Below are 25,459 nucleotides of genomic sequence, written 5' to 3'. Positions count from 1 at the left end.
CCTATAATCTGGGTGATCATGAGTGGTAATAGCGAAATATTTGATGGGGACGCACGTACTGTTACATCTTGCAATAATTTAAGTGGCATGTCCCGAGCTATATGAGGTCGAAACGATGGGGTGTCAACGCCATTTTGCAACCGAAGCCTCCCACAAAGCAGAACGATTGAATTACCTGGTTTTATCGGTAACATAGATAATTATCTATCATGGCAATAAAACAGGATAGAAATGGTCAAAGACCCTTGGCACTACCCGCGAACAGCGTTGGCCGATCAATACCTGAAAACGTTGGCCATCGGACTCAGTAAGAGTCTGGTGCTCTTTGCCCAGCGGCGGATGGGGAAATCGGAATTTCTCCGTAAGGACCTGTTGCCCGCCGCCGAAAAGGCCGGGTATATCACCATTTACGTGTCCCTGTGGGAGTCCAGAGAAGACCCCCAATCGGTATTGCTCGATGCCATCCGAAAGGCGGCGGAGGGGGAGGGCATTATTTCGGGCGTACGGCGTTGGTTGGGCCGACCAGGATCAAAAATAGGTGTCGGAGCCAACGCGAGTACAGTAGGCGTACAGGCATCATGGGAGCAGGGGACGGCAGAGGCCAGCGAACGCATGCTGGATCTCCGGCAGTGGATGAACACGTTGGCCGAGAAGAAAAACCCTACGTTGCTGCTCGTGGACGAAATCCAGACGCTGGCGGACGAGAGGCGGTATGGCGCACTGGTGGCCGCCCTGAGGAGCGCCCTCGACAAGCATGGAGACCAAATTAAAGCGGTTTTCACAGGGTCATCAAGCGAAGGCCTGCGGCGGATGTTTCAGATGGAAAAGGCCCCGTTTTTCCAGTTTAGCCATCAGATACCCTTTCCCCACCTGGGGCCAGAGTTCGTGCAGCACATGCTTCGCGCCTTTGCGAATGCGACTCAGCGTCCGTTAAATGAAGCGGAGGCATGGCAGGCGTTTACCGATCTGGCGCTGGTGCCAGAGCATTTTCGGTTGATGATGGCGAATATGGTCCAGTTGGGCAGTACAGATATCGCCACCGCACTAGAAGAGGTCAAAACGGCCATACAATAATCGGCCGAGTACCCCCAGCAAATAGGCGGAGTTGACCCCCATCGACTTGGCGGTGCCCAGCATAATAGCTGAAGGCCAAAAGCCTTACGCACAAGAAAGCCAGGAGATCATCGCGAAGCGTATGGAGATCGCCTGGCGCAAGGCTGTCGGAGTGACACCGGGCAAAGCCGCGCGAATTTCTTCAGTGCGCAGGTTGAGCTTGCCGGTGCGTTCAGCGGCGTCGAGCACGGATGATGATAAAGAATTGGCAGTGACGATAGGGAGACATAGCAGTCATTTTGCGCTATGTATCACTATATGTCGCATAACGCAAAGCGAATACATACTCCCTGGCCATGATTGTGGCAACAGGCCTAAGCTAGGCCAATGCTTTTTATGGTCCCCAGACTGGCATCTGTGCTGATGGATAACTATACTTACTTACCTAGTCTCATTTTTGGAGAGAACTGCAATGCCACTGACCTTGAAGTTGTCGTCCGGGCCTAGCCTGTTGGAAACCGCCTTCCATGCTTCGAAGGGCAAGGATGGGGTACCGACCTTGTCTAAAGATATGTCCGTCGAGTGGTATAACCAATTGTTCACTCCCTTGCCTGGAGCTGTACAGGCTGGACCATTTGAACGATTTTCATTAACAGATCCAAACGTCCACACCTTCCTCACGTCAACAACCAGCAGTGCTATCTAGTCATGCCCAGTTGGAATACCGTCCTTGATCAGATCCGACGTAGACAGACTAACGGCCTACAATCAGTTGACCTAGTAAGGCGAAGTTATCTTGCCAAGCTCCATAAATACACAAAGCGTAATGTCATCGCATATTACTCTGGATGGCTCTCACGGCCTCCGCAAATTCCGAATATGGACATAGGAGATGATGACAAAAACGGATTTATGGCGGCGGTCCACAAATTAGACAGATCGATAGGACTTGATCTTATTTTGCACACTCCTGGCGGAAGCATATCGGCCACCGAATCTCTTGTTGATTATCTGTGGACGATGTTCAATAAGGATATCCGTGTTATTGTGCCGCAGATATCCATGTCGGCTGGAACCATGATTGCCTGTTCGGCAAAGTCTATTTTAATGGGCAAGGAATCCAGCCTTGGTCCGGTGGATCCTCAATTTGGCGGGGTGGCGGCACAGGCTGTGCTTGATGAGTTTCAAATGGCTGTGGAAAGCATAAAACAGGACCCACACAGCGCGCCTCTCTGGCAAGCAATTATCGGTAAATATCATCCAACTTTCCTACTGGAGTGTATGCAGGCAATTGATTTGTCCCGTGAAATGGTCGAATCCTGGCTTCAGGAAAATATGTTTATTCAAGATGCCGATGTCAAAGCTAAAGCCAAGCGTGTCGTCCAGGTGCTTAGTGACCATTCTGGAACAAAAACCCATTCACGGCACATTTCGATGAGGCGTTGCAGGGAAATAGGGTTGAACATAGAAGAACTTGAAGCTGACAATTACTTACAGGATTTGATCCTTACGATACATCATGCTTTCATGCATACCTTCGCGCAAACTCCTGCGATCAAGATTGTCGAGAACCATAAGGGAGTGGCTACTGTTCTAATGCAAGGCATGCCTCAAATGGCTCAACAATTTATGCTCCAGCCGACAAAGCCGCCGGTAGGGATAGATCAACCGATGATAATCAATAGCGAACCGCTTATCCCGCAGAGCACCATACCCCCTAGTATTAGTTAGCGGATCAGGCAATGCCGAAAAACTGAGCGTCCACTTGCATGCCTACAATCAGCGCTGAGCAGGTTGGCCCGGTTAGGCCTTCTGGCCGGAGGCTTCCCCGCGTAACCGCTGGTAAACCGCCTCCACCAGCAATTCGGCCAACCCATCAAAGGTATCTTCCCGTCGTAACGCCTGCTCTGCCATCCGCTGATGGCTCTGCATCGCGTCGATCACGCTATCCTTGAGGACCTTACGATAGTCGCCCTTGGCGAACTGGCCCACCGTGTCGTTCGCCTGGGCCTGCTCCCGCAATCCCGCGTTCTCGGTCATCCTACCGATCAGGTGGGTTGCGTACCCGATCAGGTCGGCGTCACTCAAATCTCCGCTGAACAGGTCGTTGAGCTTGCTGACAATCTGGGACAAGGGCGCTATCAGGTCCTCGTGCCCAAGGCCGGTACCGATGTCGGTCATCGGATCCAAGGGCGGCGCTTCTTCCCCTTCGAGCCGCAGAGCCTGCTCAGCCCGTTTTTGAATGCGCAGGTGAGTCAGCACTAGATTGTCTGTCAGATGCAAATCCTCGGAGTCCTGTGACTGATTGAGGCGCGGCAACAGGCCTTTACCATAGAGGTACAGTTTTTCCAGGTCCGGATCTTCGTATGGCACGATCTGCGACAGAAACTCGTATGCGCGGAGAAAGCTCCCGAGGTCTTTGCGGAAGATTTCCTGCTCCCCCTTGTCCAGCGCTCTATACCGGTCCGCCGCCGGCTTGAGCTGAGCCTGCAGGGCCGCCTGAGAGCCGTTACGGGCCAGCAGGACTTTGACGAAGGTCTCTACCTCCTGCCGCAAATACACGCCGACTGCGTCCAGCTTCTCTTTGAGCCGATGGGGGATATTGGGATCGCTGACGCCAGAGAGCGTGGCCGTTTTGTAGTAAGGCAGGAATGCGGCCAAGATATCTTCGGGTTTATTGACGAAATCCAGGACGAAAGTCTCTTCCTTGCCGAGACACGTCCGGTTCAGCCGGGAGAGCGTCTGCACAGTGAGAACGCCGGATAGCCGCTTGTCAACATACATGGTGTGCAATAACGGTTGATCGAATCCAGTCTGGAATTTGTTCGCCACCAGCAGCACCCGGTATTCGTCAGTCGCAAAATCCTCCTGGATCCGGTCGTCCCGCTGATGCTGATCATTGAGGTCGCCTTCTCCAACTTTATCCACACCGCTCTCGGCATCGGTAATGGTCCCAGAGTAGGCTACCAAGGCCTTGCAGTCGGTGTAGCCCTGCGCCTTCAGATATTTGTCCAGGGCCAGCTTGTAGCGCACTGCTGCCAGCCTGGAATCGGTGACCACCATGGCCTTCGCCCGGCCGCCGATTTTGTGCATGACCTTCTCGCGGAAATGCTCGACGATGATGGCGACCTTCTGGCTGATATTCGTTGGATGCAATTTTGCATAGCGAGCAATGACCTTGCTCGCCTTGCCAGCCTCGACCTCCTTATCCTCCCCCACCTGGCCCAACTTCCAGAAGACCGAATAGGTTACATAGTTCTTGAGCACGTCAAGGATGAATTTTTCCTCGATGGCTTGGCGCATGGAGTAGACGTGGAAAGCTTCGGGCTTGTTATCGTCCGAGGCAGGTAAGGACGGGTCCGGCCGCCGACCGAAAAGCTCAATCGTCTTGGGCTTTGGCGTGGCCGTGAAGGCGAAGTAACTGAGGTTCGGGGGGCGTTTGCGGCTGGCCACCAGGGTAGCTACGGCGTCCTCGCCACTGATCTCGTCTTCTCCACCATTTTCCTCTGCAGAATTTGCATCTGCGCCATCAACCAATACGCCAGCAGAAAGTGCTTGGCGCAGGGCATGCGCGGCTTTACCCGACTGCGAAGAATGCGCTTCGTCGATGACCACGGCGAAACGCTTTTCGGCCAGCTCCGAGACCTGCTTCAGCACGAAGGGGAACTTCTGGATGGTCGTGATGATGATGGGCTTGCCCGCCGTCAAGGCCTCGGCGAGCTGCTTGGAGTTCTCGTCGATTTTCTGGACCACACCGTGCTGATGGTCAAGCTGGTAAATCGTATCCTGGAGCTGCGAGTCGAGCACCCTGCGGTCGGTGATCACAATCACAGAATCGAAAAGCTTCTGGTCCAGCGCGTCGTGCAGGGAGGCGAGCTGATGGGCCAGCCAGCCGATGGTGTTCGACTTGCCAGAGCCTGCCGAATGCTGGACCAGGAAGTTGCCGCCGGCGCCTTCCGCTCGGGTGGCTGCCAGGATTTTGCGCACGGCATCGAACTGGTGAAAGCGGGGAAAGAGTAGAATTTCGCGGGTGACCTTCTTGCCAGTAACCGGATCCTCTTTTTCGCTCCGCTCGACATGCAGATATTTGCCCAGCAGGAGCATCCAAACGTCCTTCCGCAGGATGTCTTCCCAAAGGTAGGAGGTGGCATAGCCGTGGGGATTGGGCGGATTACCGGCGCCGCCTTCTTCGGTGCCCCGGTTGAAGGGCAGGAAGAAGGTCTTGGGGCCCTGCAGATGGGTGGTCATCCAGGCTTCGTCGCAGGACACCGCAAAGTGGACCAGGGCGCGCTTACCGAACTGCAGGAGTGGCTCCTTGGCCTTGGTCCGGGTGTCTACGGGGGGACGGTCCACGCGGTACTGGCGGATGGCGTTCTGGACAGGCTGGGTGGTATCGGTTTTCAACTCGCTGGTGGCAACCGGAATTCCGTTGACGAAAAAGACGAGATCGATGGAGTTGCGGTTATGCTCGGAGTAATACACCTGGCGGACCACGCGCAGGCGGTTGCGATCATAGTCGGCCAAGGTCTTTTCGTTGAGACCGTTGGCAGGGGCGAACTGGGCCATACGGAAGGTGGCGTTGATATCCTTGAAACCTTTACGAAGGACGGTAAGCGTTCCCTTGCGATCCAGTTCCTCGGCGAGGCGCTTGCAGAAGACTTCCTCGGCGTTGCCTGGGTGGTTGAAGCGGAATTTGTCCCATGACTCGGGCTGTGTCTCCTGGACCCAGGAGACGGCGTCCTCACAGAATAAGGCAAGATGGGCGTCGTAGGCGGCGTCATGACCTTCCAGCCAGCCGGAGTGGGTGGTCAGATGGGCGACGATTTCGGTTTCGAATTGGGCTTCGGAGGTTATGGCGGGCATGTAAATCATCCTTCAGTGCTTGTTATAGTTATACGTTCAGCTGTCAGGCTTGAAAAGTCGTCGGAGTATAGATAACCAATGGAGTCAGCCATCAACTGGAGCCTACGGAGGTCTAAAACCTCGTATGACAAATGCTCAGGCTGTCCGTGGGCATAACCATTACGGCCGGCGGTTAGGGCACAAAGACATTTCAGCGGGTCAAACTCACCGGAAGCATAGTCTTGAAGCCAGCTTGGTTGAAACTTCTTCAAAACATCCTCGACAAAAAATTCCAGCATTTCATGCAGCACTGGAGTCTTTTTCTTGGCTTTGCCGATGTGCCTCATTACAGGTGCGATCTTGTCGCCTAGAGCCATCTCCAAGCTCCTGGCGGCTATAAACTCCGCGGCACTCAAGCTAACGCTATTCTGCAGTCCTTCCATCTCCGCCCATGCGAGTATCAAGTGCCGCTTAGAGTTCGTAAATGATTCAAATATGTCATCCGGGATAGCGACAGTTGGAGAGGCGCCGACAATGACGAGAGACTGGATCGTGCTCGTGAAGTCTTCGAGGTCTACGATCCTTCCGGAATTGCCCTGCTTTGAAATATAGCGCAGGGGGTTACTGGACCGGTCTTTCGAGATAAAGACAAACTTTGAGGCCACCGATTTGAAATCTACTTTCATCCGCGATGAGACTATCAGCATACCGATGAAAGCAATGCCCATAACCACAGGAAAGCTATATTTATACTTCAAGGGGGACCAGGACATCTCTGACATGACTTAGTCCACCAATTCTGGCAGCACCTGACGGATGTCAATCCGACCAGTCACCGCCGCCGTGATAAGCGCAGACCGCCGCTCGCGTAGCAGGGCGACACTTTGCTCAGCCCTAGTGATAAGAGAGTCTATTTTTGCGGTCTCGCGGTCAAGAAAGATAGTGATACCGAATTGCTCTTCGATAGGTGGTGATGCAATATAGATTGAGGCCACAGTATCAGTATTCAGATTAAGCTGTGTCCCCATCTTACCAAGCCCGCTATACGGTTGACCTGAAACGAATATGTAAAATAGAAATTTTGGATCTTTCTTCAAGCCAGGGAAATACACAAACCCATCATGAATGCAGCATTTTATTCCGGCGATACATGGTTTACCTACAGAGCCAGCGATACTCAAAAATAGAGAACCCGACTGCATTTTAACACTTAGTGAACTTCCGAGAGATGACAACCGTTGCTCTGTTTCATATAAATACATTTCTGAAGCAGTTACATCCGAAATTCTAACCCACGCATACTCACCACGATCATCAAAATAGACAGGGTCATCTATTGGCCTAGGAGATGCGCCTCGTTGCACTAATGACTCTCGCTTTATCGCCTTAACCTCCCAATGTGCCGGCACATCCCCCAGCCACTCCACCCCGGAGTCCTTCATCTTCACGTTGGGGTCCAGCCCCTTGGTGACGGCCCGGGTGATCACCGCCTGGCGCTTTTCGCGCAGGAGTTCGATGAACCTGGTCTTCTTGGCAATCAGGGCGTCGATGCGGGTGGTTTCGCGGTCAAGGAAGGCCGAAATAACCATTTGCTCATGCAGCGGCGGTCGTGCGATGGCATGGGAGCTGAGCGCGTCCTTGGTCATGCTGGGTAGCGCTGTGTTTGTAGAATAGTAATTGAACGGAATGGTCAACGCAGTGTAGTAGGTATACTTGCCATGGGCATCGGGTGCAATTTTGGTCCAGTACATGGTGTCAACGGTCCAAAATTTGCCGGTGACATACCTCGGCTTGTCGATTGTGCCTTTCCGGCCCAACAGCACGGACTCGCCGTCATAGAGATAGTCCGAGGCAAAAGCAAAAGCTCCACCTGAGCCGATGACAGGAAACCCTTCTTCCATCTCGACATGCTTATAGTCGGAGCCGTTCTGGATATCTACCAAATGCTTATACTGCGCGACTTGCCAATGCTCCGGCACATCCCCCAGCCACTCCACCCCAGAATCCTTGTAGGCAGGATAGTGCTTGTAGTGACTCATGCGGCGGCCCACCCGATTTCCCGAAGCATCATCCCGATCAGATGCACACTGGTTTGCGCATCGTCTTCTATGGGTTCCCGAAGGCTGTTTCCTTTCCGGGCTTGCGCTTCTTGTTCCGCAGTCTTGGCGCGAGGATGCAGGCGGTTCACGATGTACGCAGTGTTGCGCAACACGCTCATCTTCTCTGGGATCAGATCGATCACGTCCTTCAAATCTTTGCTGACGGCCTCGCTGCCGATCCATGCCGCCAGAAGGACTCTGGCCGTTTCCCGCGCAACATCGACGGTCGGAACGGGTTGAAGGCGATGGTGGGTATCGACAAGCCGATCCAGAGACAATCCAATCTGTGTGATCTTGTCTTGTTTCAACGAGCTGTTTTGTTTATCAAGCAGTTCGCCAGAAAGCTCTGGCAGCACACCGAACAACGATTTCGCACGAAGGGTAACCACCTGTTGCCCAAACAAATTTTGTTCGATATCGACGACACGCCATGCCGTAGTAGCGCTTTCCGTACCGATTTGAACGACCGCTGTTCGAATCGTTTTTTCGTCTGGGATACGCACCAATTTGCAACTGTCCTCCTCATCAAATTCGTCGCAGTACGGCACGCCAAGCAGCGGTCCGTAAAGTCCGTTGGAAACGAAAGAAGCCTGCCACCGCATCGCTCCGCGACCGCCATAGCGTTGATAGAAGCGCCCGCGTCTGATTCTTGTCAGGGGATCAAAGGAGTCCTCCCGAAAAACCAGATCCCGTACTTCGATACGCTCGCAGGTCGCAGGAGAGATTAAAGGCATCGGATAAAGCGCCCATAGCTGGTCCCGCCCACCTTCATAGACGATTCCCCGGCGGAATACCAAGTATTGCGCGGCGTTAGCGATCACTCCGTTACCTCTGCCAGCAACGCCGCGATTTCCGCTTCCACCTGCTTCAACTCCGCGTCAATCTCCTCCAGAGGTCGAGGCGGCTGGTAGATGTAGAAATACCGGTTAAAGTTGATCTCGGTGCCCACTAGGCCCACCTGGTCATCCTTCTCATCACGGACGGTTTCGTTGATCCATGCCTCCGGCCAATGCGGCTTCACTTCGCGCGCAAAGTAGGCTTTCACATCCTCGCCGTAGGGCACCTTCTCGGTGTCCCGGAGTTCTGCATCGGGCAGCGGTTTCCCGTCGACGTCCCTGACAATTGTGGCATCTTCATCACGCTCACCAATATGCTTGTGGACGAGCTTGATGATGGCATCAGTAGGCTGGATGGACTTCGCAGGAGCAGAGGATGCAGCCTGAGCGCTGCATTCCTGAACACGCTCCGACCCTTTGGTGAACGCCATCCGCAGGTCCACATTGAAACTAACTGCATCCATCCACGGCTTATGACCAACCAGAGTTTCAAGCGCGGAAATCAGCGCAGCAGACATTTCCGGCTTAAGTCGTCCGAACGCAGGATCATCCCGCAAGGCCCCCACTTTCTCCGCCGAAACATCGAAGCGTAGTCGTAATGGCCGCTCAACGGTCACCTTGCGGAAGAAAAAGTCGGTGTTATCGAATATCCTGGAGCGCGATCCTGCCTGGAAGTCATCATAGATCTGGGTCACCTCCTCAATCTGATCCTGGGAGAGCTCATTACGCTTCTTGCCCAGGCTCTTCTGCAGCCGGATGAACAGATCCACGGCGTTGATCAGTTGGATCTTGCCCTTGCGATGCGGCTCCTTGCGGTTGGTGAGGAACCAGAGATAGGTGTTGATGCCTGTGTTGTAGAACATATCCGGCGGCAGCGCCACGATGGCCTCCAGATAATCGTTTTCCAGTATCCAGCGGCGAATCTCGGACTCGCCGCTCCCGGCGTCACCCGTGAACAGCGGTGAGCCGTTATGGACTACACCGATGCGGCTGCCACCCGTGATGGTGCCGTCAGCAGTCTTGGTGAGCGGCTGCATCTTCGACAGCAAATGCAGGGTGAACAGCATCTGGCCATCCGAGATGCGTGGAAGGCCTGGGCCAAAGCGTCCGCCATAGCCCTTCTTGTACTCTTTTTCCACCGTATCTTTGGCAGGCTTCCACTCGACACCATAGGGTGGATTGGAAAGCAGATAATCGAAGCGTTTTCCAGCATGGAGATCGCTCTTGAGGCTGTCCCCCAGGGCGATGTTCGCCGGGTCCTGACCGCGGATGAGCATGTCGGCCTTACATATGGCGTAGGTCTCATCCTCCAGCTCCTGACCAAAGAGGCTGAGCTTGGCCCGGGGGTTCATGGTGGTGATGTGTTCTTCCGCAACGGAGAGCATACCGCCGGTGCCGGCCGCCGGGTCATAGATCGATCGGACCACGCCTGGGCGAGACAGAATTTCGTCGTCAGGGTCGAGCAGGATGTTGACCATGAGCTGGATGGCATCGCGCGGGGTGTACTGCTCACCAGCCGGGGACAAATCATTGAAGCGGCGCAGTAGCTCCTCAAAGGCCTGGCCCATATCAATGTTGGACACGACATCCGGGTGCAGATCGGTCTCAGCAAAACGCTGCAGCACCAGAAACAAGCGCTCCTTTTCCTGGAGCTTGTCGATCACCTGCAGGAAGGTGAACTTCTCAAAGATCTCCCGGACGTTGTGCGAGAAGCCGTTCACATAGTGTTCGAGATTATCGCGCAGGCCATCTGGGTCTGCCTGCAGGCCAGCCAAGGTGAAGCGGGAGAGGTTGTAGAAGCCGGTACCAGAGGCGCGGGTGAGGAAGGTGTCATTCATCTCTGGCGTGTAGCCTTGGTCCCTGATGGTTTCCCACTGGTCGAGAGCCGCTTGTTTGGTGGACTCCAGGGTGCAATCAAGACGACGGAGGATCGTGAAGGGGAGAATGACTTTGCGGTATTCGTTTTCTTTGTAGGCTCCACGGAGGAGTTCGGCGTTTTTCCAAATGAGGTCGGCAAGCTTGGCCATGTAGTATTTTCTTCTCCGTCAAAAATCAAAACTGGCTAGCGGCATCTTTGCGCTACCCAGTATTCCAGCCACAATATAGACACGCTCATCCTTAAGTGGCAACCGATGCGCAGAGCCTGGATTAAAATATCCAGGGCCTGTTCGCTTCTGGGCGGGCAGAGGCCGCGGTTGGCTTACTTTTGGGCTTGGCTGCACCCGGCTTGGCCCGGTTCAGCTTAGGAAACCCGGAGTCCTGCGTGAAGTAGATGATACAGGCCACAGCCCGGCTGGTTTCCCCATTTCTGGACGAAAGCCGTCCATAGGGCGGTAGCGTTTGTGGGTAAGGGAGGAGATGATGACTCTTTCCTGCTCCGGCACCCATAACCTTTCCATGGATGCCAAGGGAGATACAGGATGGCGGAAGACAATCTGATTTGGAAAAACTCAGAATGATTCGGGCTGAACTGGATGCTGCCCATGAGTGCGATTACGCGATCATGGCGCAGCTCAGCAGCATAGATGTTCTCGTCTGTTGGTTACGTGTTAGACTCCCGACCGGAAGAGGGGCTTATAAAACGACTGCGCGAGGCATGCATAAAGGCTGAGAAAAATGAGAGCTAACGAATAAGGTTAGCCCTCATGGTCGGCAGCAGACTGATTGCGGTCATTGGGGCCCTCGTAGGCTTGTTCAGCAAGACCCTTGGCAGCGATTGTGTAATGGATGGCTTGGCCGACTGAATTGAACTATGATCCTCATCACGGTATGCCAGCAGGAGATATGACCATGGCAGCGGCATGACAGTTTGAGCAGCCTCAACCTTTTTTCTCAAAATGGCACCCAATGGGTAAGTGACTAACTCAGCAAAACCAAGGCATCCACCCCTGATAGGTCTACGCTCACCAGGCAATATGATACATGCTGTCCTATCATTAGCCCTTGACAGCACAGATGGCACGAGGATAATAATATGTGGTCTTTACGCGTTATCTACGCTTGGGTTTCGTAGATTATGTCGGGCGTTTCGCCAGACAATCACTTATTGAGCACATTTTCCGCAGAAAAGGCGGTTCGCCTTTTCCTGCGAGCACTCGGAAAACCCGAACCGCCTTTTCTGCGGCATCAAGGTAAAGACCACAATAAAACATGTCTGAACTATATAATATCATTAGGCCATCAAAAATAAAGCCATATAATGGCTTTATTTTTTTATGCGGAGGCACAATTTGTGGCTCGCAACCACAAATGCCAGCATCAATTCGTGACGCAATCTACAATAAACTATCTACACAAAGCAGACTAATAAATCGCATACGTATCGCCGAAGATTACAAAGATTGGAATTATGAATCAATATACAACGATCTAATTTCATTTGAAAAACATATTGCCGAACTGTCTTCGGTAATAGTATTAGTATTAGAAAGCCCAGGCTCATTAGCTGAGCTTGGGCTGTTTTCGGCGCTTGCTGAATACCAAAATAAGTTGCTTGTTGTTATCGAAACAAAACATTATGACAGCAGTTCATTTGTACGCCTAGGTCCAATAACATTTTTGGAAAATGATCGGCAAAATATTGCAGAGTGCCATGAGTGGAAAAAAGAAGAGTTAAAAGGTGAGGTTTTGGTTCACGCCAAGATGTTAGAGGCTGCAGAGTTAGTCGTTGAATCGTTAGAAGAACGGCTGTCGCACGAAACATCTGAAGTTTTTTCATGCAGTCGTTGGCTTCACCAATCGTTACTTGTTTGTGACATCTTAAACTTGTATTCAGCATTAACTTTGCGTGAGGTGCTTTCTTTATTAAATGGTTTTTGTAACGGAATATCAGAATCCGAGTTGAAACAAACTTTGCGCGTTCTAGACCTCGTTGATCTGGTAAAAATTCAACCAAAAGGGGCGCAGAGATTCTACATTAGCAATACTCCAGATCTATTTATTGAATACAACGTACTTGTCGAATTGCACGATCATAATATTTTTCGTGCGACGATGCTTGATCTGTATCGTCGCGATGAAAAAAAAAGGTTTTTAGCCATTCAAGAGGCTCGAAAGCATGCTGGATTTTAACAAGCTATTATATAATATATCTGTAGATACTGGGTTACAGAAAAATCATATTATTGAGATAATAAAAAAGGCGCCGGTAAGCTACAAGGTATTTTATATAAAAAAAAGGTCCGGGGGCATGCGAGAGGTTGCTCAGCCATCCCGTGACGTAAAATTAATTCAACGATGGCTAATTAATAACATCCTAATTGAAAACCTACCGGTTGACAACGCGACGACAGCCTACAAAACCGGCTCCTCAATCAAGATCAATGCATCTAACCATAAGAACAGCAATTACTTAATGAAATTAGATTTCAAGAACTTTTTTACGTCAATAAAATTGAGCGATATATCTGCCCATTTTGATAGATTTTTATCTTGCTCGATAGATAAAAAATCAATAGATATGATGTCCAGGCTGTGCTCATGGGAAAAAAGCAAGGGGAATAGAATATTATGCATAGGAGCGCCCACATCGCCAATCATATCAAACAGTATTTTATATGATTTTGATCAGAATCTTTCTTCTATTTGCTCACAAGAAAATGCTATTTATACCCGTTACGCAGATGACATCACAATTTCTTGCGAAACATATGGGATAATTGATAAGTATCTTGGTGTAATCACTAACTTATTGATGGAATTAGAATACCCAACTATAATAATAAATGATAAAAAAACAATTTTTGCCTCAAGATCAGGCAGAAGAAATGTAACAGGTATCACATTAACACCAACACATTCAATTTCTATTGGTCGGGATAGAAAAAGGCTTATTAGGGCAATGTATCACAGATATATATCTGGCTCTCTTGATGCTGCCGAAGAACAAAAGCTAAATGGTCTTATCGCTTTTGCAGAAAACATAGAAGCAGGGTTCACTGCGCGCCTAAAGAAGAAAAAATAACACGGAAAATATAATTATTGTCTACAACATAAAGTCTAATGCCGCAAAAGAACAGTTTTATTGACACTGGTTATATATTTAAAAGCTCTATTTATTTACTCTCTCCGGGTCAGATTTCCAGCTGCTTGCAGCGAAATTCGACAAATAGTGGCTGTGGGGATTTTTATTCTTTCTATGTCTAGTAAATATCACCCAAGCGCGCTGTGTACTGACAACCAATTCCTAGATAACCGGTTACGCTGCCCTGCCGCCGTTGAGCCCTGATGGTCGGCAGCAGACTGATAGCAGTCATTGGATAACACTTGATTCCAAGGCGCCATATGCTCAGCGTCCGGATGACGGAACCAACATATTTGTACTATGATATCCACATCGTTCCACCGTTATTCCGAGAAGGTGTCACTTGGTCTTTGCCATTCTGGAGACTACAAATGAGAGGGATGGATATTCTGCATGGATGGAGGTCGTCGAGATGATGATTAACTTTTTGTCCCTTGTTGGTTCCTTCCCTGCATGCAGAAACACCCGTAATAGTGGGCATATCGCCGCTTGCCGAATCAGCACCATGGGACAATTTGATCCCTTCTGTCCCATAATTCAGTCGGAATGTTATACCGCATAGCTCCTAGTTAAACTGCACATAACAGTGCTGCCGAATCCAATCTGGAAGTTCTATGGCGCACACACGGTGATCACAAGGGGTTGCCAAAGGTTTCTGTACGGTATATCATATGGCGATCTTATCGCCATCACATGGAGAAACTTATGCCGCGCAATCGCCTCACAGATCAAGCTATCGCGAACATCAAGGCTGCGAATGCAGCTCAGTTGCAAAAAGCAACGGGGGGGTGGAATGTTCACCTATCAAGTTCAAAAGGCGCAATGATGTTGGCCGACAAGTTCGGTCGTCCGGCCGTCTATAGCTCCAAAGATGCTGCAAAGCGGGCTATTGCCAGACATAACGACTCAATCGAGCTTGGCATCAAGCCCCAGTTGTGAATCTGACGCATATACCCAACAAACATCACGCAGAATCATTGATGCATACCGAATGAGCCTCCAAGATAACGAAGAGAAAGCTGTAGAAAGAGAAGAGAGGTTGAAAGAATCCAAGGAGGTGGAGTTCTATTCGCAAGGGATGGCGGCTTGGTTTGGCACGGCATTGGAGCATGACAAAAGCCTGCTAACCCTATCCGTGGCTGGGATAGGCGTTTTGGTTTCAGTGATGCAAACGGCTATAGACTCTGTTGCCTCTTTTTTGCTTTATGTCGGAGCAATTTTTGCTTTTATGCTTTGCCTTGTTTTCGTCTTGATGATATTCAGAAGGAACAAAAAACACATTATTGATGTGTTTAACCGGCAAATCACGGCTGATCCATTTCTTGTTGTGCTTGATAGTGCCGCAAGCTGTTCGTTTTTTATCGCCATGCTACTTTCGGCGGCACTTGGCATTTCTTCAGCAATTAACACGTTTAGCGATAAAGGAAACGAGATGTCAAACGACAAGACGAAAAGTACGTCAAAGCCCGTTGCGGCTTATGATGGTTTTAATGATGTTGGCAAGTTAAAGCCGGTCAGCGAGAGTTTTAATCAAATGGCAAAACTGAAAAATAGCTTTCAAGCTATGACCCAATTGCAGAGTCAAACCCAAGCTAGACAAGTACCGCACCAGGTGAGCCAGGTCGCACCATGCCCAGCACAAACACAAACCGTGCGGGACAAATTAGGAAAAACAGGTAACTGATTTGATTTATTATTAAAAATAACGGTAATGCTTCTGAGGTGATACCATGCCAACTTGCTTTGTGATTCAGCCTTTTGATCGTGGGAAGTTTGATAAGCGGTTTGATGACGTTTACATCCATGCTATCGAGTCAGCGGGACTTGAGGCTTACCGAGTTGATCGCGATCCGTGTGTAGAAATACCGATAGAAGGCATTGAGGAAGGTATTCGCAAGTCAGCAGTCTGCCTTGCCGACATAACGACTGACAATCCAAACGTTTGGTACGAACTGGGTTTTGCCTTCGCAATCGGACGTCCCGTAGTTATGATCTGTTCAAACGAGCGAATATCTACCAAATACCCCTTTGACATTCAGCATCGAACTGTAATCAGCTACACGGCCGAGTCTCCGAGTGACTTTGAAAATCTAAAAAAAACCATATCCGATCGTATCAATGCGATGTTGAATAGATCTGAAGCCCTTCGACAAATTGCTGAGGCTGATCAAATAGCCCCAACTCACGGTCTCTCACAAGGGGAGTTGATGGTGCTCGCGACTCTCGCGGGTGACTCTGCACTTCCAGGAACAGGAACTACGCTGTACCGACTCAAAGAAGATTCAGAACGTTCCGGCCTAACCGCAATCGGCTTTTCGCTCGCATTTCGGCGCCTAAATGTTAAGCAGCTTATTGAAGTAAAAGATGAATGGGAAGAAAATCGAAACGAAATGTACACAATCGCACGGGTCTCCGATTCCGGATGGAATTGGATTGAGAATAACGAATCGCTGTTTGTATTGAAAAAACAGCCTTCGGATTCCTTTGATGACAGCATTCCATTCTAGGAAAATAGTTCTGAGCCATAACATTTCATTCAAGTACACAGCTTAAATTCCAGAATTTCGCAACCCACTGTTTTTGGGAGTCTTCGGCTGGTGATGGCTGCCTCACGGTTAATCAAGGGGTTGCAATTCTCGAAAATTATTCTCAAAAAACGGTTACGGTTTCCCGCCATGGTGACGAGTTTTGAGAACATGCTGGCCAAGTCGCCGAATGTCCGCTCCCGCTGCACTGTGGACATTCAAATTATGGGCATACATTACGCGCGAGACGAGAATTTTGTGTTTTGCTGCCACTTCACAAGAAGTGGCAGCCTACGTTTGGCTGACTGGTCTCTTTTGATCTCATTTTATGTGTCGCGCCAGTCTCACTTTATGTGGCGGGAATCTCACTTTATGTGTCGTCCAATGGAGCAGCCCGCTTATTCCCAGCTCAGCGCCCCGCCGGTCTGATACTCGGTGACCCGCGTCTCAAAAAAGTTCTTCTCTTTCTTGAGATCCATCATTTCGCTCATCCACGGGAAGGGATTCTGTACGCCCGGATACTGCTGCGGCAAACCGAGCTGCACCAGACGGCGATTGCCGATATATTTGACGTATTCCCTGAAGACCGGCGCGTTCAGACCGAGTACGCCGCGGGGCATGGTATCGTCGGCGTAAGCGCATTCCAGCTCTACGCCACGGCGGATCAGGTCGATGATTTCCTGCTGGAACGCCTCCGTCCAGAGCTGCGGATTTTCCACTTTGATCTGGTTGGCCATATCGATACCGAAATTGCAGTGCATGGATTCATCGCGCAGGATGTACTGATACTGCTCCGCCGCGCCCACCATTTTGTTCTGCCGACCCATCGCCAGAATCTGGCTGAAACCCACATAGAAAAAGGTACCTTCCATAATCGCCGCAAACACGATCAGCGAGCGTAATAATTTCTGGTCATTTTCCAGGGTGCCGGTTTTGAAGTGGGGGTCCGCCAGAATGTCGATAAAGGGCATCAGAAACTGGTCTTTATCCCGTACCGAAGGCACCTCATGGTACATGTTGAATATCTCGCCCTCATCTAGGCCGATGGATTCGACAATGTACTGATAGGCATGGGTATGAATGGCCTCTTCAAAGGCCTGGCGCAGCATATACTGGCGGCATTCCGGGGCGGTGATATGACGATACGTGCCCAGCACGATGTTGTTGGCCGCCAGGCTGTCCGCCGTCACAAAAAAGCCCAGATTGCGCTTCACGATACGCCGCTCGTCCTCGGTCAGCCCCTTGGGGTCTTTCCACAGGGCGATGTCCCTGGACATCTGAATTTCCTGCGGCATCCAGTGGTTGGCGCAGGCGGCAAGGTATTTATCCCAGGCCCATTGGTATTTAAAAGGCACCAGTTGGTTGACATCAGCGTGGCCGTTAATGATGCGCTTGTCTTCGGCGCGCACCCGTTCAAAACTGGTCGTGCCAGTCTCCTCGATGCCACCAATATGTTCCGGACGCGTCGCTAACGGTCCGTTGGGAATGGATTCTTTACGAAGATTTTCTTCAAAACTTAGCATGATGTTTTCCTTTGTTTAAACAACTCCCGTATCACTGACAGGCCTCACAAGTCGGATCGTCGATCGCGCAGGCTTTGGGTTGACCTGATACAACGGCATTGAGGGTGCCCGTCTGCACCGTCGATTTTTCCGCTGCCGTGGCGCCCAGTGAGCGCAGGTAGTAGGTGGTCTTCAGGCCGCGTTTCCAGGCCAGTCGGTAGGTTTCGTCAATTTTCTTGCCGGAAGGCTGGCCAAAATAGAGGTTGAGACTTTGGGCCTGATCCAGCCATTTCTGCCGCCGCGCCGCCGCTTCCACCAGCCATTCCGGGTCGGTTTCAAAGGCGTTGGCATACAAGGGCTTGATGCTGGCCGGAATGCGGTCTACGGGCATGACCGAACCATCGAAGTATTTCAAGTCATTGACCATGACCTCATCCCAGAGTTCCAGGCGTTTCAGGTCGTGGACCAGATAGCTGTTCACCACCGTAAACTCGCCGGACAGGTTGGATTTGACATAGAGGTTCTGGTAAATCGGCTCAATACCCTGGCTGACGCCCACAATGTTGGAGATGGTGGCGGTCGGTGCGATAGCCAGGCAATTGCTGTTGCGTATCCCCGCTTTGACCTTGTCGCGCAGTGCAGCCCAATTCAGGCGCTGGCTGCGGTCCACGTCCACGCCGTGCTCGCGGCTGGCCGCGAGCCGTTCGATGCTGTCGATGGGCAGGATACCCTGACTCCACAAGGACCCTGGGAAGCTCTGATAGCTGCCCCGTTCCCGGGCCAGATCGGCCGACGCATCAATGGCATGGTAGGAAATGACTTCCTGGCTGATGTCGGCAAAGGCAAGGGCTGCGGCCGAAGCGTAAGGAATCCGCATCTGCAACAGGGCATCGGAGAAGCCCATCAGCCCCAGACCTACCGGCCGGTGCCGCAGGTTGCTGTTGCGCGCCTTGGCGACGGCGTAGTAGTTCATGTCGATGACATTATCCAGCATCCGCATGGCCACCCGAATGGTGCGGCTCAGCTTCTCCTCATCCATCAGCACCAGCAACGCTTCCGGGCTGCTGTCCTCGCGTAATGCGCCAGTGTCGGTGCTCGCCGTTGCCCGCAAATGGGACACCAGATTGACGGACCCCAGGTTGCAGACGGCAATTTCCTTGGCGTTGGTGTTGAGGGTGATTTCGGTGCAGAGATTGGAGCTGTGCACCACCCCGACGTGCTGCTGCGGGCTGCGCAGATTGCACGGGTCCTTGAAGGTGATCCAGGGATGGCCGGTCTCGAACAGCATGGTCAGCATTTTGCGCCAGAGATGAATGGCGGGCATGCGCTTGAACAATTCGATGCTGCCCGCATCCGCCATGCGCTCATAGTGCTCATAGCGCTCCCGGAAGGCCGACCCGGTGAGCTCGTGTAAGTCCGGCGTTTCGTTGGGGCTGAACAGCGTCCACATCGCGTTGCTTTCCACGCGCTCCATGAAGAGATCGGGGATCCAGTTGGCGGTATTCATGTCGTGGGTGCGACGGCGGTCGTCGCCGGTATTCTTGCGCAGTTCGAGGAATTCCTCGATATCCATGTGCCAGGTTTCCAGGTAGGCGCAGACCGCGCCTTTGCGCTTGCCGCCCTGATTGACTGCCACCGCCGTGTCATTGACTACCTTGAGGAAGGGCACGACGCCCTGCGATTTGCCATTGGTGCCTTTGATGAAAGACCCCAGGGCGCGCACCGGCGTCCAGTCGTTCCCCAAACCGCCGCTGAACTTGGAGAGCATGGCGTTTTCTTTGATGGCTTCGTAGATGTCATCCAGGTCGTCACCCACGGTGGTCAGGAAGCAACTGGACAACTGCGGGCGCAGGGTTCCGGCATTGAATAAGGTCGGTGTCGAGCTGACGAAGTCGAAGCTGGACAGCACCTCATAAAAGGCAATGGCATGGGTTTCGCGGTCGACTTCATTGAGCGCCAGACCCATGGCCACCCGCATCCAGAAGGCCTGCGGCAATTCGATGCGACGCTCCCGCACATGTAAAAAGTAGCGGTCATACAGAATCTGCATGCCCAGATACTGGAAATTCAGGTCCCGCTCAGGCTTGAGTGCGGCGCTGATACGCTCCAGATCATACTGCCCCAGACGCGGGTCGATCAGCTCATTCTGGATGCCGGTTTGCAGATAGTCGCGGAAATACTCAGGATAACGGACGGTCATCTCGGCCTGGGTCGCCGGTTCACCCAGCACTTCCCAGCGTACCCGGTCCAGGAGCAGACGTGCCGAGGCGTAGGCATAGGCGGGATCGCGCTCGATCAGTACCCGGCTCGCCAGAATGGGGGCCTGAAACAGTTCATCCTCGCTGATACCGTCGTAGAGATTCTTGACGGTATTGCCGAGAATGGCATCTATCGACACTGCGCTGCCCAAGCCACTGCAGGCTTCTTCGATAACGGCGCGCAGTCGTGCCATGTCCAGTGTCCGCTGGCTGCCATTCGGATGGCTGACCTTAATAACCGGGACCTCGGCTGGGATTTCCGCCGCAGCTTGCTGGCGGCGTTCCCGCGCGCGCTCTTCGCGATAAAGCACATAGGCCCTGGCGACTTCGTGTTCGCCGGCGCGCATGAGCGCCAGTTCCACCTGATCCTGAATGTCTTCAATGTGAAAGGTGCCGCCCCCCGGCTGGCGCCGTTTCAGTGCTTCTATCACCTGTTCCGTCAAACGGCTGACAAGGTCACGGACGCGCGCGCTCGCCGCCCCGCTGCCGCCTTCCACGGCCAGGAAGGCCTTCGTCACAGCGATGTGAATCTTGCTGGCGTCAAAATTGACCATCGCGTTGTTGCGACGGATGACTTTGTAGTGGCTCGCTTCGGAGGGGTCGTAGGCAGGGTTGCTGACGATGGCTTGGGCGGCAGGTTTGGACATGGGCAACTCCTATGATCGGGGCGATAGTTGAACGCAAACAGCGAGGCGGCGTGAAGGGATACGCCGGGGCGAAGTGCAAAAACGGATCGCAGAGCGCCCAAGCACTAAATATAGACCTGATTCTGTCTGTGTCAACCATATCTTGTGCATAATGTCGTGCGCAAGTTGGGCAAAAGATGTGGATAACTCAATCAGAAGCATCATTTCACAATGAAATTTTATCTCTTGTCCGTGGGCGGGCGGCAGAGTATCTCTGCCGGTTTATGAATTTGGACTTGTTCTAAACCGCCGGTTGGGCGCATACTGATCACATTATCTGTCAGGAAGGAACGTCATGACTGCCTCAGCCTTGGAAATTGCCCGCGCTACGCTTTTTGCTCCCGGCGGAATCAGCGAAGGGGAGTTGGAAAAAGTATTCGGCCGCCTCTCCCATCGCGCCCTGGACGATGCTGACCTGTATTTTCAGTACAGCCGCAGCGAGGGCTTTAGTCTGGAAGAAGGGGTCGTGAAGTCGGGCAGTCACTCTATCGAACAAGGCGTGGGTGTGCGGGCGGTGAGCGGTGAACGTCAGGGGCTGGCCTATTCTGACGAAATCGCTGTAGATGCTTTGCTGACGGCGGCAGATGCGGCGCGCGCCATTGTTCACCATCCGGGACAGGAGAAGGGGCTGGTCTGGCAGCGGCGTCAGGGGTTGGCGCTCTATTCGCCTGTCGATCCTCTGGCTTCTCTTCCCAATAGCGAGAAAATCGCCCTGCTGGAGCGCGTGGAACGGGCCGCCCGGGCCTGTGATCCACGTATCGTTCAGGTGATGGCCAGTCTGAGTGCCCGTTTTGAGGTGGTGCTGGTGGCGCGCCTCGACGGTACCATGGCTGCCGACGTGCGCCCCCTGGTGCGCCTCAACGTCTCCGTCATTGCCGAGCAGGACGGTCGGCGCGAGCAGGGGAGTGCGGGTGGTGGCGGCCGTTATGATTATCAGACCTTTCTTCAGGGCGATATGGCTGAAGACTTCGCCCGGGAGGCGGCGCGTCAGGCCCTCGTCAATCTGGAGGCTGAGGCGGCCCCTGCTGGCTGCATGGAAGTGGTCCTCGGGCCGGGATGGCCGGGCATATTACTGCATGAGGCCATTGGCCATGGTCTCGAGGGTGACTTCAACCGCAAGGGGACCAGCGCCTTCAGTGGCCGGGTCGGTCAGCGGGTCGCGGCGCCGGGTGTTACGGTTGTCGATGATGGTACGCTGGCTGGCCGCCGTGGCAGCCTGAACGTCGATGATGAAGGAACTCCGACCCAGTGCACGACGCTGATTGAAGATGGCATCCTCAAAGGCTACTTGCAGGATACCCTCAATGCCCGTCTGACCGGGACGCGGTCGACGGGCAACGGGCGTCGCGAATCCTACGCGCATTTGCCCATGCCGCGGATGACCAACACCTACATGCGGGCCGGGAATCGCGATCCTCAGGAAATCATCGCCAGCGTTAAGCGTGGGCTCTATGCCGTCAACTTCGGGGGCGGTCAGGTGGATATCACTAACGGCAAGTTCGTTTTTTCCGCCTCTGAAGCGTATCTTATTGAAAATGGAAAGATAACCAGGCCAGTCAAAGGCGCCACCCTGATTGGCAACGGCCCGGATGTGCTCACCAGGGTTGAAATGATCGGCAATGACCTCCAACTAGATACAGGAGTGGGTACCTGCGGCAAGGATGGCCAAAGTGTGCCCGTAGGTGTTGGGCAGCCGACGCTGAAAATCCGTGATCTGACCGTGGGTGGAACACAAGGTTGAGAACCCTGCTCTTGTCAGGTGGTCTTGAGAACGCTAACATCGAACGATATATTGGTCTTATAATCGGTCTAATTCTCCCGTTTGGGGGGTGTGCGAATGAATAATATCTTAAAAAATGTGCTGTTGTGGGTGGCGATTGGCGTCATTCTGATGCTGGTGTTTCAGAACCTCAATACGAGCAGTTCGACGCCGGCTCAGGCTATGGATTTCTCGACCTTCGTGAATAGCGTCAAACAGGGTCAGGTTGCCGATGTCACCATCAACGGTAATCATGTGAATGGCAGCCTCAGTTCCGGGCAGCAATTCAGCGTCTACACTCCGGCAAACGACACGCAACTCGTTCCCCAACTGCTGGCTGCCGGGGTGAAGATCTCGGTCAAGCCGCCGGAAGGGCAATCGCTGTTGCTTTCTATCCTCATCTCGTGGTTCCCGATGCTCTTGCTGATCGGTGTATGGATTTTCTTCATGCGCCAGATGGGCGGTGGTGGCGCGGGCGGTCGGGGAGCGATGACTTTCGGCCGCAGCAAGGCGCGGATGCTGACGGAAGAAAACAATAAGGTCACTTTTGCCGACGTGGCGGGTGTTGAAGAAGCCAAGGATGAGCTTGCAGAGATCGTTGAATTCCTGCGCGATCCGCAGAAGTTCCAGCGCCTTGGTGGACGGATTCCCAAGGGCGTATTGCTCATGGGCTCGCCGGGTTCTGGTAAGACCTTGCTGGCGCGTGCCATTGCGGGCGAAGCACGAGTACCTTTCTTCTCTATCTCCGGCTCCGACTTTGTGGAAATGTTTGTCGGTGTCGGCGCATCGCGGGTTCGCGATATGTTTGAGCAGGCTAAAAAACATGCTCCTTGCATTATCTTCATCGACGAGATCGATGCGGTGGGTCGTCAGCGCGGTGCGGGCTTGGGTGGCGGTAACGACGAGCGCGAGCAGACCCTGAATCAGTTGTTGGTGGAGATGGATGGTTTCGAGGGTACCGAGGGCATTATTGTTGTTGCTGCCACCAACCGTCCGGATGTGCTGGATCCGGCGCTGTTGCGACCCGGTCGTTTCGACCGGCAGGTCACTGTACCTTTGCCGGACATTCGCGGGCGCGAGCAGATTCTGCAGGTGCACATGCGTAAGGTGCCGATTGCCCCGGACGTAGACCCCAAGGTCATTGCCCGGGGTACCCCGGGCTTCTCCGGCGCGGACTTGGCCAATCTGGTCAATGAAGCGGCGCTGATGGCGGCACGCAGGAGCAAGCGTCTGGTAGATATGCATGACTTTGAGGATGCCAAAGACAAGGTCATGATGGGCGCTGAACGCAAGTCGGTGGTCATGAGCGACAAACAGCGGGAAACCACGGCCTATCACGAGTCGGGCCATGCGGTGGTCGCCAAGTTGTTGCCGGGCACGGACCCGGTGCATAAAGTCACCATCATTCCGCGTGGCCGGGCCTTGGGGCTCACCATGCAGTTGCCGACGGAGGATCGTTTTAATTACGAGCGTCAGGAAATTCTCTGTAACATCTCCATTCTCATGGGTGGGCGTATTGCAGAAGAAGTGTTCCTCAACCAGATGACGACAGGCGCGGGTAACGACATTGAGCGTGCCACCGACCTGGCGCGGCGCATGGTGACCCAGTGGGGCATGTCCGGCATCGGGCCGATGGTCATTGGTGAAAAAGAGGAAGAGGTGTTCATCGGTCGGGAAATGACCAAGCACAGCAATATCTCCGAGCAGACGGCGCGAACCGTGGACGGGGAGGTGCGCGATATTATCCAGGAGCGCTACGGCATTGCCCGTAAATTGATTGAAGAGAATCGTGACAAGGTCGAGGCCATGGCTAGGGCCCTGCTGAAGTATGAAACACTGGACGCGGGGCAGGTGAGTGACATCATGGCTGGCCGCGACCCGCAGCCGCCGGCAGAGGGTACGGGAAACTATCCCTCCACACCCAGTGGTAATGTCACGACGGCCGACAAATCGGGCGGGCAGTCGTTGCCTGGCCTGAATCCAGGAGAACACCCCGTTTGACCCTGACGCTGGATTGCAACGGGCGCCCACTGGTTCTCGGGCGCCCTTGTGTTATGGGGGTGCTCAATATCACTCCTGATTCTTTTTCCGACGGTGGCACCTATCTGTCTGTGGATGCTGCGCTTACGCGCGCTAAACGGATGTGGGAAGAGGGCGCGGATATCATCGATATCGGGGCGGAATCCACCCGTCCGGGGGCGCCAGCGGTGGCGCTGGAGGAAGAATTGCGGCGCCTGCTGCCGGTATTGGAAGCGGTGGCGGCAGAGGTGCCGCTGCCCATTTCCATTGACACCAGCAAAGCCGCCGTTATGCGTGCAGCTTGGTCCTTGGGCGCAGGGTTGATGAATGATGTGACCGCGTTGCGTGGTGATCCGCTGGCATTGGGGACTATTGCTGAGTTGGGTGTTCCCGTCTGTCTGATGCACATGCGGGGTACTCCGCAGAATATGCTAGCAGAAACCCATTACGTCGATGTGGTAGCGGAGGTGAAGAGCTTCCTGCTTGAGCGCATAGAGTGTTGTGTCGCGGCAGGCATTCCCCGACAACATCTGCTCATTGATCCCGGCTTTGGTTTCGCCAAAGATCTGGAAGCCAACTGCAGTTTACTGCGCCATTTGGATGCCTTTGCGTCCATAGGTGCGCCGCTGCTCGTTGGTCTGTCCCGCAAGCGCATGATCGGTACACTTTCCGGTGCGGAACGGGCTGCAGAGCGTGTGGCGGGCAGTATTGCTGCTGCACTTTGGGCAGTAGAGCGCGGCGCCCACATCGTGCGTGTCCACGATGTGGGCGAAACGGTGCAGGCGCTGCGGGTCTGGCGCGGAATGGGTTTGAGTTGAAGAAATAAAGGTTCACCTTTTTTAACTATAGGCAGAGTT

18 protein-coding genes are annotated in these 25,459 nt (G+C 53.1%); 10 read left to right on the top strand and 8 right to left on the bottom strand.

The genetic code is table 11. From position 1 onward, the window contains the following. The first annotated feature begins 231 nt into the window (after window positions 1-231). Window positions 232-1,074 (top strand): hypothetical protein, encoded by an 843-nt coding sequence (locus M0P56_RS05335; protein WP_291509007.1) that lies wholly within the window; start codon window positions 232-234, stop codon window positions 1,072-1,074. An 84-nt stretch (window positions 1,075-1,158) separates the two neighbouring features. On the opposite strand, the gene M0P56_RS05330 is transcribed toward M0P56_RS05335, so the two are convergent. Continuing rightward, window positions 1,159-1,302, bottom strand: a complete 144-nt coding sequence (locus M0P56_RS05330; RefSeq protein ID WP_158306945.1) for a hypothetical protein — start codon at window positions 1,300-1,302, stop codon at window positions 1,159-1,161. Between the two features lie 630 nt (window positions 1,303-1,932). Here M0P56_RS05330 and M0P56_RS05325 point away from each other — a divergent pair. Beyond that, window positions 1,933-2,784 carry a hypothetical protein gene (locus M0P56_RS05325; RefSeq protein WP_291509006.1) on the top strand — a complete coding sequence of 284 codons (852 nt, stop codon included), beginning with the start codon at window positions 1,933-1,935 and terminating at the stop codon, window positions 2,782-2,784. A gap of 72 nt (window positions 2,785-2,856) precedes the next feature. Here M0P56_RS05325 and M0P56_RS05320 read toward each other — a convergent pair whose 3' ends face one another. From M0P56_RS05320 to M0P56_RS05300, 5 genes are read right to left on the bottom strand one after another with little or no spacing between them, the layout of a single operon-like run. After that, window positions 2,857-5,916 carry a type I restriction endonuclease gene (locus tag M0P56_RS05320; RefSeq protein WP_291509005.1) on the bottom strand — a complete coding sequence of 1,020 codons (3,060 nt, stop codon included), beginning with the start codon at window positions 5,914-5,916 and terminating at the stop codon, window positions 2,857-2,859. Between the two features lie 5 nt (window positions 5,917-5,921). Further along, on the bottom strand, window positions 5,922-6,677 hold the full coding sequence (locus M0P56_RS05315; RefSeq protein WP_291509004.1) for a hypothetical protein: 756 nt from the start codon (window positions 6,675-6,677) through the stop codon (window positions 5,922-5,924). 3 nt (window positions 6,678-6,680) lie between these two features. Beyond that, the gene (locus M0P56_RS05310; RefSeq protein ID WP_291509003.1) at window positions 6,681-7,934 is read right to left on the bottom strand and encodes a restriction endonuclease subunit S; all 1,254 of its coding nucleotides are present in this window, start codon (window positions 7,932-7,934) and stop codon (window positions 6,681-6,683) included. Continuing rightward, window positions 7,931-8,815 (bottom strand): hypothetical protein, encoded by an 885-nt coding sequence (locus M0P56_RS05305; RefSeq protein ID WP_291509002.1) that lies wholly within the window; start codon window positions 8,813-8,815, stop codon window positions 7,931-7,933. The genes M0P56_RS05310 and M0P56_RS05305 overlap by 4 nt, the downstream gene beginning before the upstream one ends. Beyond that, the gene (locus tag M0P56_RS05300; protein WP_291509001.1) at window positions 8,812-10,857 is read right to left on the bottom strand and encodes a class I SAM-dependent DNA methyltransferase; all 2,046 of its coding nucleotides are present in this window, start codon (window positions 10,855-10,857) and stop codon (window positions 8,812-8,814) included. Before M0P56_RS05300 ends, M0P56_RS05305 begins: the two co-directional genes overlap by 4 nt. A gap of 1,123 nt (window positions 10,858-11,980) precedes the next feature. Here M0P56_RS05300 and M0P56_RS05295 point away from each other — a divergent pair. The 5 genes from M0P56_RS05295 to M0P56_RS05275 all read left to right on the top strand — a co-directional run bounded on the left by M0P56_RS05295 (window position 11,981) and on the right by M0P56_RS05275 (window position 16,360). Further along, entirely contained in the window at window positions 11,981-12,901 is a 921-nt protein-coding gene (locus M0P56_RS05295; protein WP_291509000.1) for a retron St85 family effector protein, read from the top strand. Continuing rightward, window positions 12,888-13,793 carry a retron St85 family RNA-directed DNA polymerase gene (locus M0P56_RS05290; RefSeq protein WP_291508999.1) on the top strand — a complete coding sequence of 302 codons (906 nt, stop codon included), beginning with the start codon at window positions 12,888-12,890 and terminating at the stop codon, window positions 13,791-13,793. Before M0P56_RS05295 ends, M0P56_RS05290 begins: the two co-directional genes overlap by 14 nt. Window positions 13,794-14,558: 765 nt before the next feature. Continuing rightward, window positions 14,559-14,792, top strand: a complete 234-nt coding sequence (locus M0P56_RS05285) for a hypothetical protein (RefSeq protein ID WP_291508998.1) — start codon at window positions 14,559-14,561, stop codon at window positions 14,790-14,792. A 52-nt stretch (window positions 14,793-14,844) separates the two neighbouring features. Beyond that, window positions 14,845-15,537: a hypothetical protein gene (locus tag M0P56_RS05280; RefSeq protein ID WP_291508997.1), complete on the top strand. Its 693-nt coding sequence runs from the start codon at window positions 14,845-14,847 to the stop codon at window positions 15,535-15,537. Window positions 15,538-15,583: 46 nt separating this feature from the next. Further along, window positions 15,584-16,360 carry a hypothetical protein gene (locus M0P56_RS05275; RefSeq protein ID WP_291508996.1) on the top strand — a complete coding sequence of 259 codons (777 nt, stop codon included), beginning with the start codon at window positions 15,584-15,586 and terminating at the stop codon, window positions 16,358-16,360. A gap of 416 nt (window positions 16,361-16,776) precedes the next feature. Here M0P56_RS05275 and M0P56_RS05270 read toward each other — a convergent pair whose 3' ends face one another. Together M0P56_RS05270 and M0P56_RS05265 are read right to left on the bottom strand one after the other, a co-directional pair. Continuing rightward, window positions 16,777-17,901 carry a ribonucleotide-diphosphate reductase subunit beta gene (locus tag M0P56_RS05270; RefSeq protein WP_291508995.1) on the bottom strand — a complete coding sequence of 375 codons (1,125 nt, stop codon included), beginning with the start codon at window positions 17,899-17,901 and terminating at the stop codon, window positions 16,777-16,779. Window positions 17,902-17,932: 31 nt separating this feature from the next. Next, window positions 17,933-20,785, bottom strand: coding sequence for a ribonucleoside-diphosphate reductase subunit alpha (locus M0P56_RS05265; RefSeq protein WP_291508994.1), 2,853 nt, complete (start codon window positions 20,783-20,785; stop codon window positions 17,933-17,935). 334 nt (window positions 20,786-21,119) lie between these two features. Here M0P56_RS05265 and tldD point away from each other — a divergent pair, with 334 nt between their 5' ends. From tldD to folP, 3 genes are all read left to right on the top strand, one after another. After that, window positions 21,120-22,565 (top strand): metalloprotease TldD, encoded by a 1,446-nt coding sequence (gene tldD, locus M0P56_RS05260; protein ID WP_291508993.1) that lies wholly within the window; start codon window positions 21,120-21,122, stop codon window positions 22,563-22,565. A gap of 96 nt (window positions 22,566-22,661) precedes the next feature. Further along, the gene (ftsH, locus tag M0P56_RS05255) at window positions 22,662-24,584 is read left to right on the top strand and encodes an ATP-dependent zinc metalloprotease FtsH (protein WP_291508992.1); all 1,923 of its coding nucleotides are present in this window, start codon (window positions 22,662-22,664) and stop codon (window positions 24,582-24,584) included. Beyond that, window positions 24,581-25,420, top strand: coding sequence for a dihydropteroate synthase (folP, locus tag M0P56_RS05250; RefSeq protein ID WP_291508991.1), 840 nt, complete (start codon window positions 24,581-24,583; stop codon window positions 25,418-25,420). Before ftsH ends, folP begins: the two co-directional genes overlap by 4 nt. Window positions 25,421-25,459: the final 39 nt, after the last annotated feature.

It is taken from the genome of Acidithiobacillus sp. (assembly GCF_023229925.1).
Taxonomy (GTDB): Bacteria; Pseudomonadota; Gammaproteobacteria; order Acidithiobacillales; family Acidithiobacillaceae; genus Acidithiobacillus.
Note: the sequence above shows the minus strand (reverse complement) of the source record. Positions and strands in the feature narration are given on the sequence as shown.

What these genes read in the sequence shown, in the direction of transcription:
- M0P56_RS05335 (WP_291509007.1), top strand. Translation starts at nt 232, where the DNA reads ATGGTCAAAGACCCTTGGCACTACCCGCGAACAGCGTTGGCCGATCAA.
- M0P56_RS05325 (WP_291509006.1), top strand. Translation starts at nt 1,933, where the DNA reads ATGGACATAGGAGATGATGACAAAAACGGATTTATGGCGGCGGTCCAC.
- M0P56_RS05320 (WP_291509005.1), bottom strand. Translation starts at nt 5,916, where the DNA reads ATGCCCGCCATAACCTCCGAAGCCCAATTCGAAACCGAAATCGTCGCC.
- M0P56_RS05315 (WP_291509004.1), bottom strand. Translation starts at nt 6,677, where the DNA reads ATGTCAGAGATGTCCTGGTCCCCCTTGAAGTATAAATATAGCTTTCCT.
- M0P56_RS05310 (WP_291509003.1), bottom strand. Translation starts at nt 7,934, where the DNA reads ATGAGTCACTACAAGCACTATCCTGCCTACAAGGATTCTGGGGTGGAG.
- M0P56_RS05300 (WP_291509001.1), bottom strand. Translation starts at nt 10,857, where the DNA reads ATGGCCAAGCTTGCCGACCTCATTTGGAAAAACGCCGAACTCCTCCGT.
- M0P56_RS05295 (WP_291509000.1), top strand. Translation starts at nt 11,981, where the DNA reads ATGTCTGAACTATATAATATCATTAGGCCATCAAAAATAAAGCCATAT.
- M0P56_RS05290 (WP_291508999.1), top strand. Translation starts at nt 12,888, where the DNA reads ATGCTGGATTTTAACAAGCTATTATATAATATATCTGTAGATACTGGG.
- M0P56_RS05285 (WP_291508998.1), top strand. Translation starts at nt 14,559, where the DNA reads ATGCCGCGCAATCGCCTCACAGATCAAGCTATCGCGAACATCAAGGCT.
- M0P56_RS05280 (WP_291508997.1), top strand. Translation starts at nt 14,845, where the DNA reads ATGAGCCTCCAAGATAACGAAGAGAAAGCTGTAGAAAGAGAAGAGAGG.
- M0P56_RS05275 (WP_291508996.1), top strand. Translation starts at nt 15,584, where the DNA reads ATGCCAACTTGCTTTGTGATTCAGCCTTTTGATCGTGGGAAGTTTGAT.
- M0P56_RS05270 (WP_291508995.1), bottom strand. Translation starts at nt 17,901, where the DNA reads ATGCTAAGTTTTGAAGAAAATCTTCGTAAAGAATCCATTCCCAACGGA.
- M0P56_RS05265 (WP_291508994.1), bottom strand. Translation starts at nt 20,785, where the DNA reads ATGTCCAAACCTGCCGCCCAAGCCATCGTCAGCAACCCTGCCTACGAC.
- tldD (WP_291508993.1), top strand. Translation starts at nt 21,120, where the DNA reads ATGACTGCCTCAGCCTTGGAAATTGCCCGCGCTACGCTTTTTGCTCCC.
- ftsH (WP_291508992.1), top strand. Translation starts at nt 22,662, where the DNA reads ATGAATAATATCTTAAAAAATGTGCTGTTGTGGGTGGCGATTGGCGTC.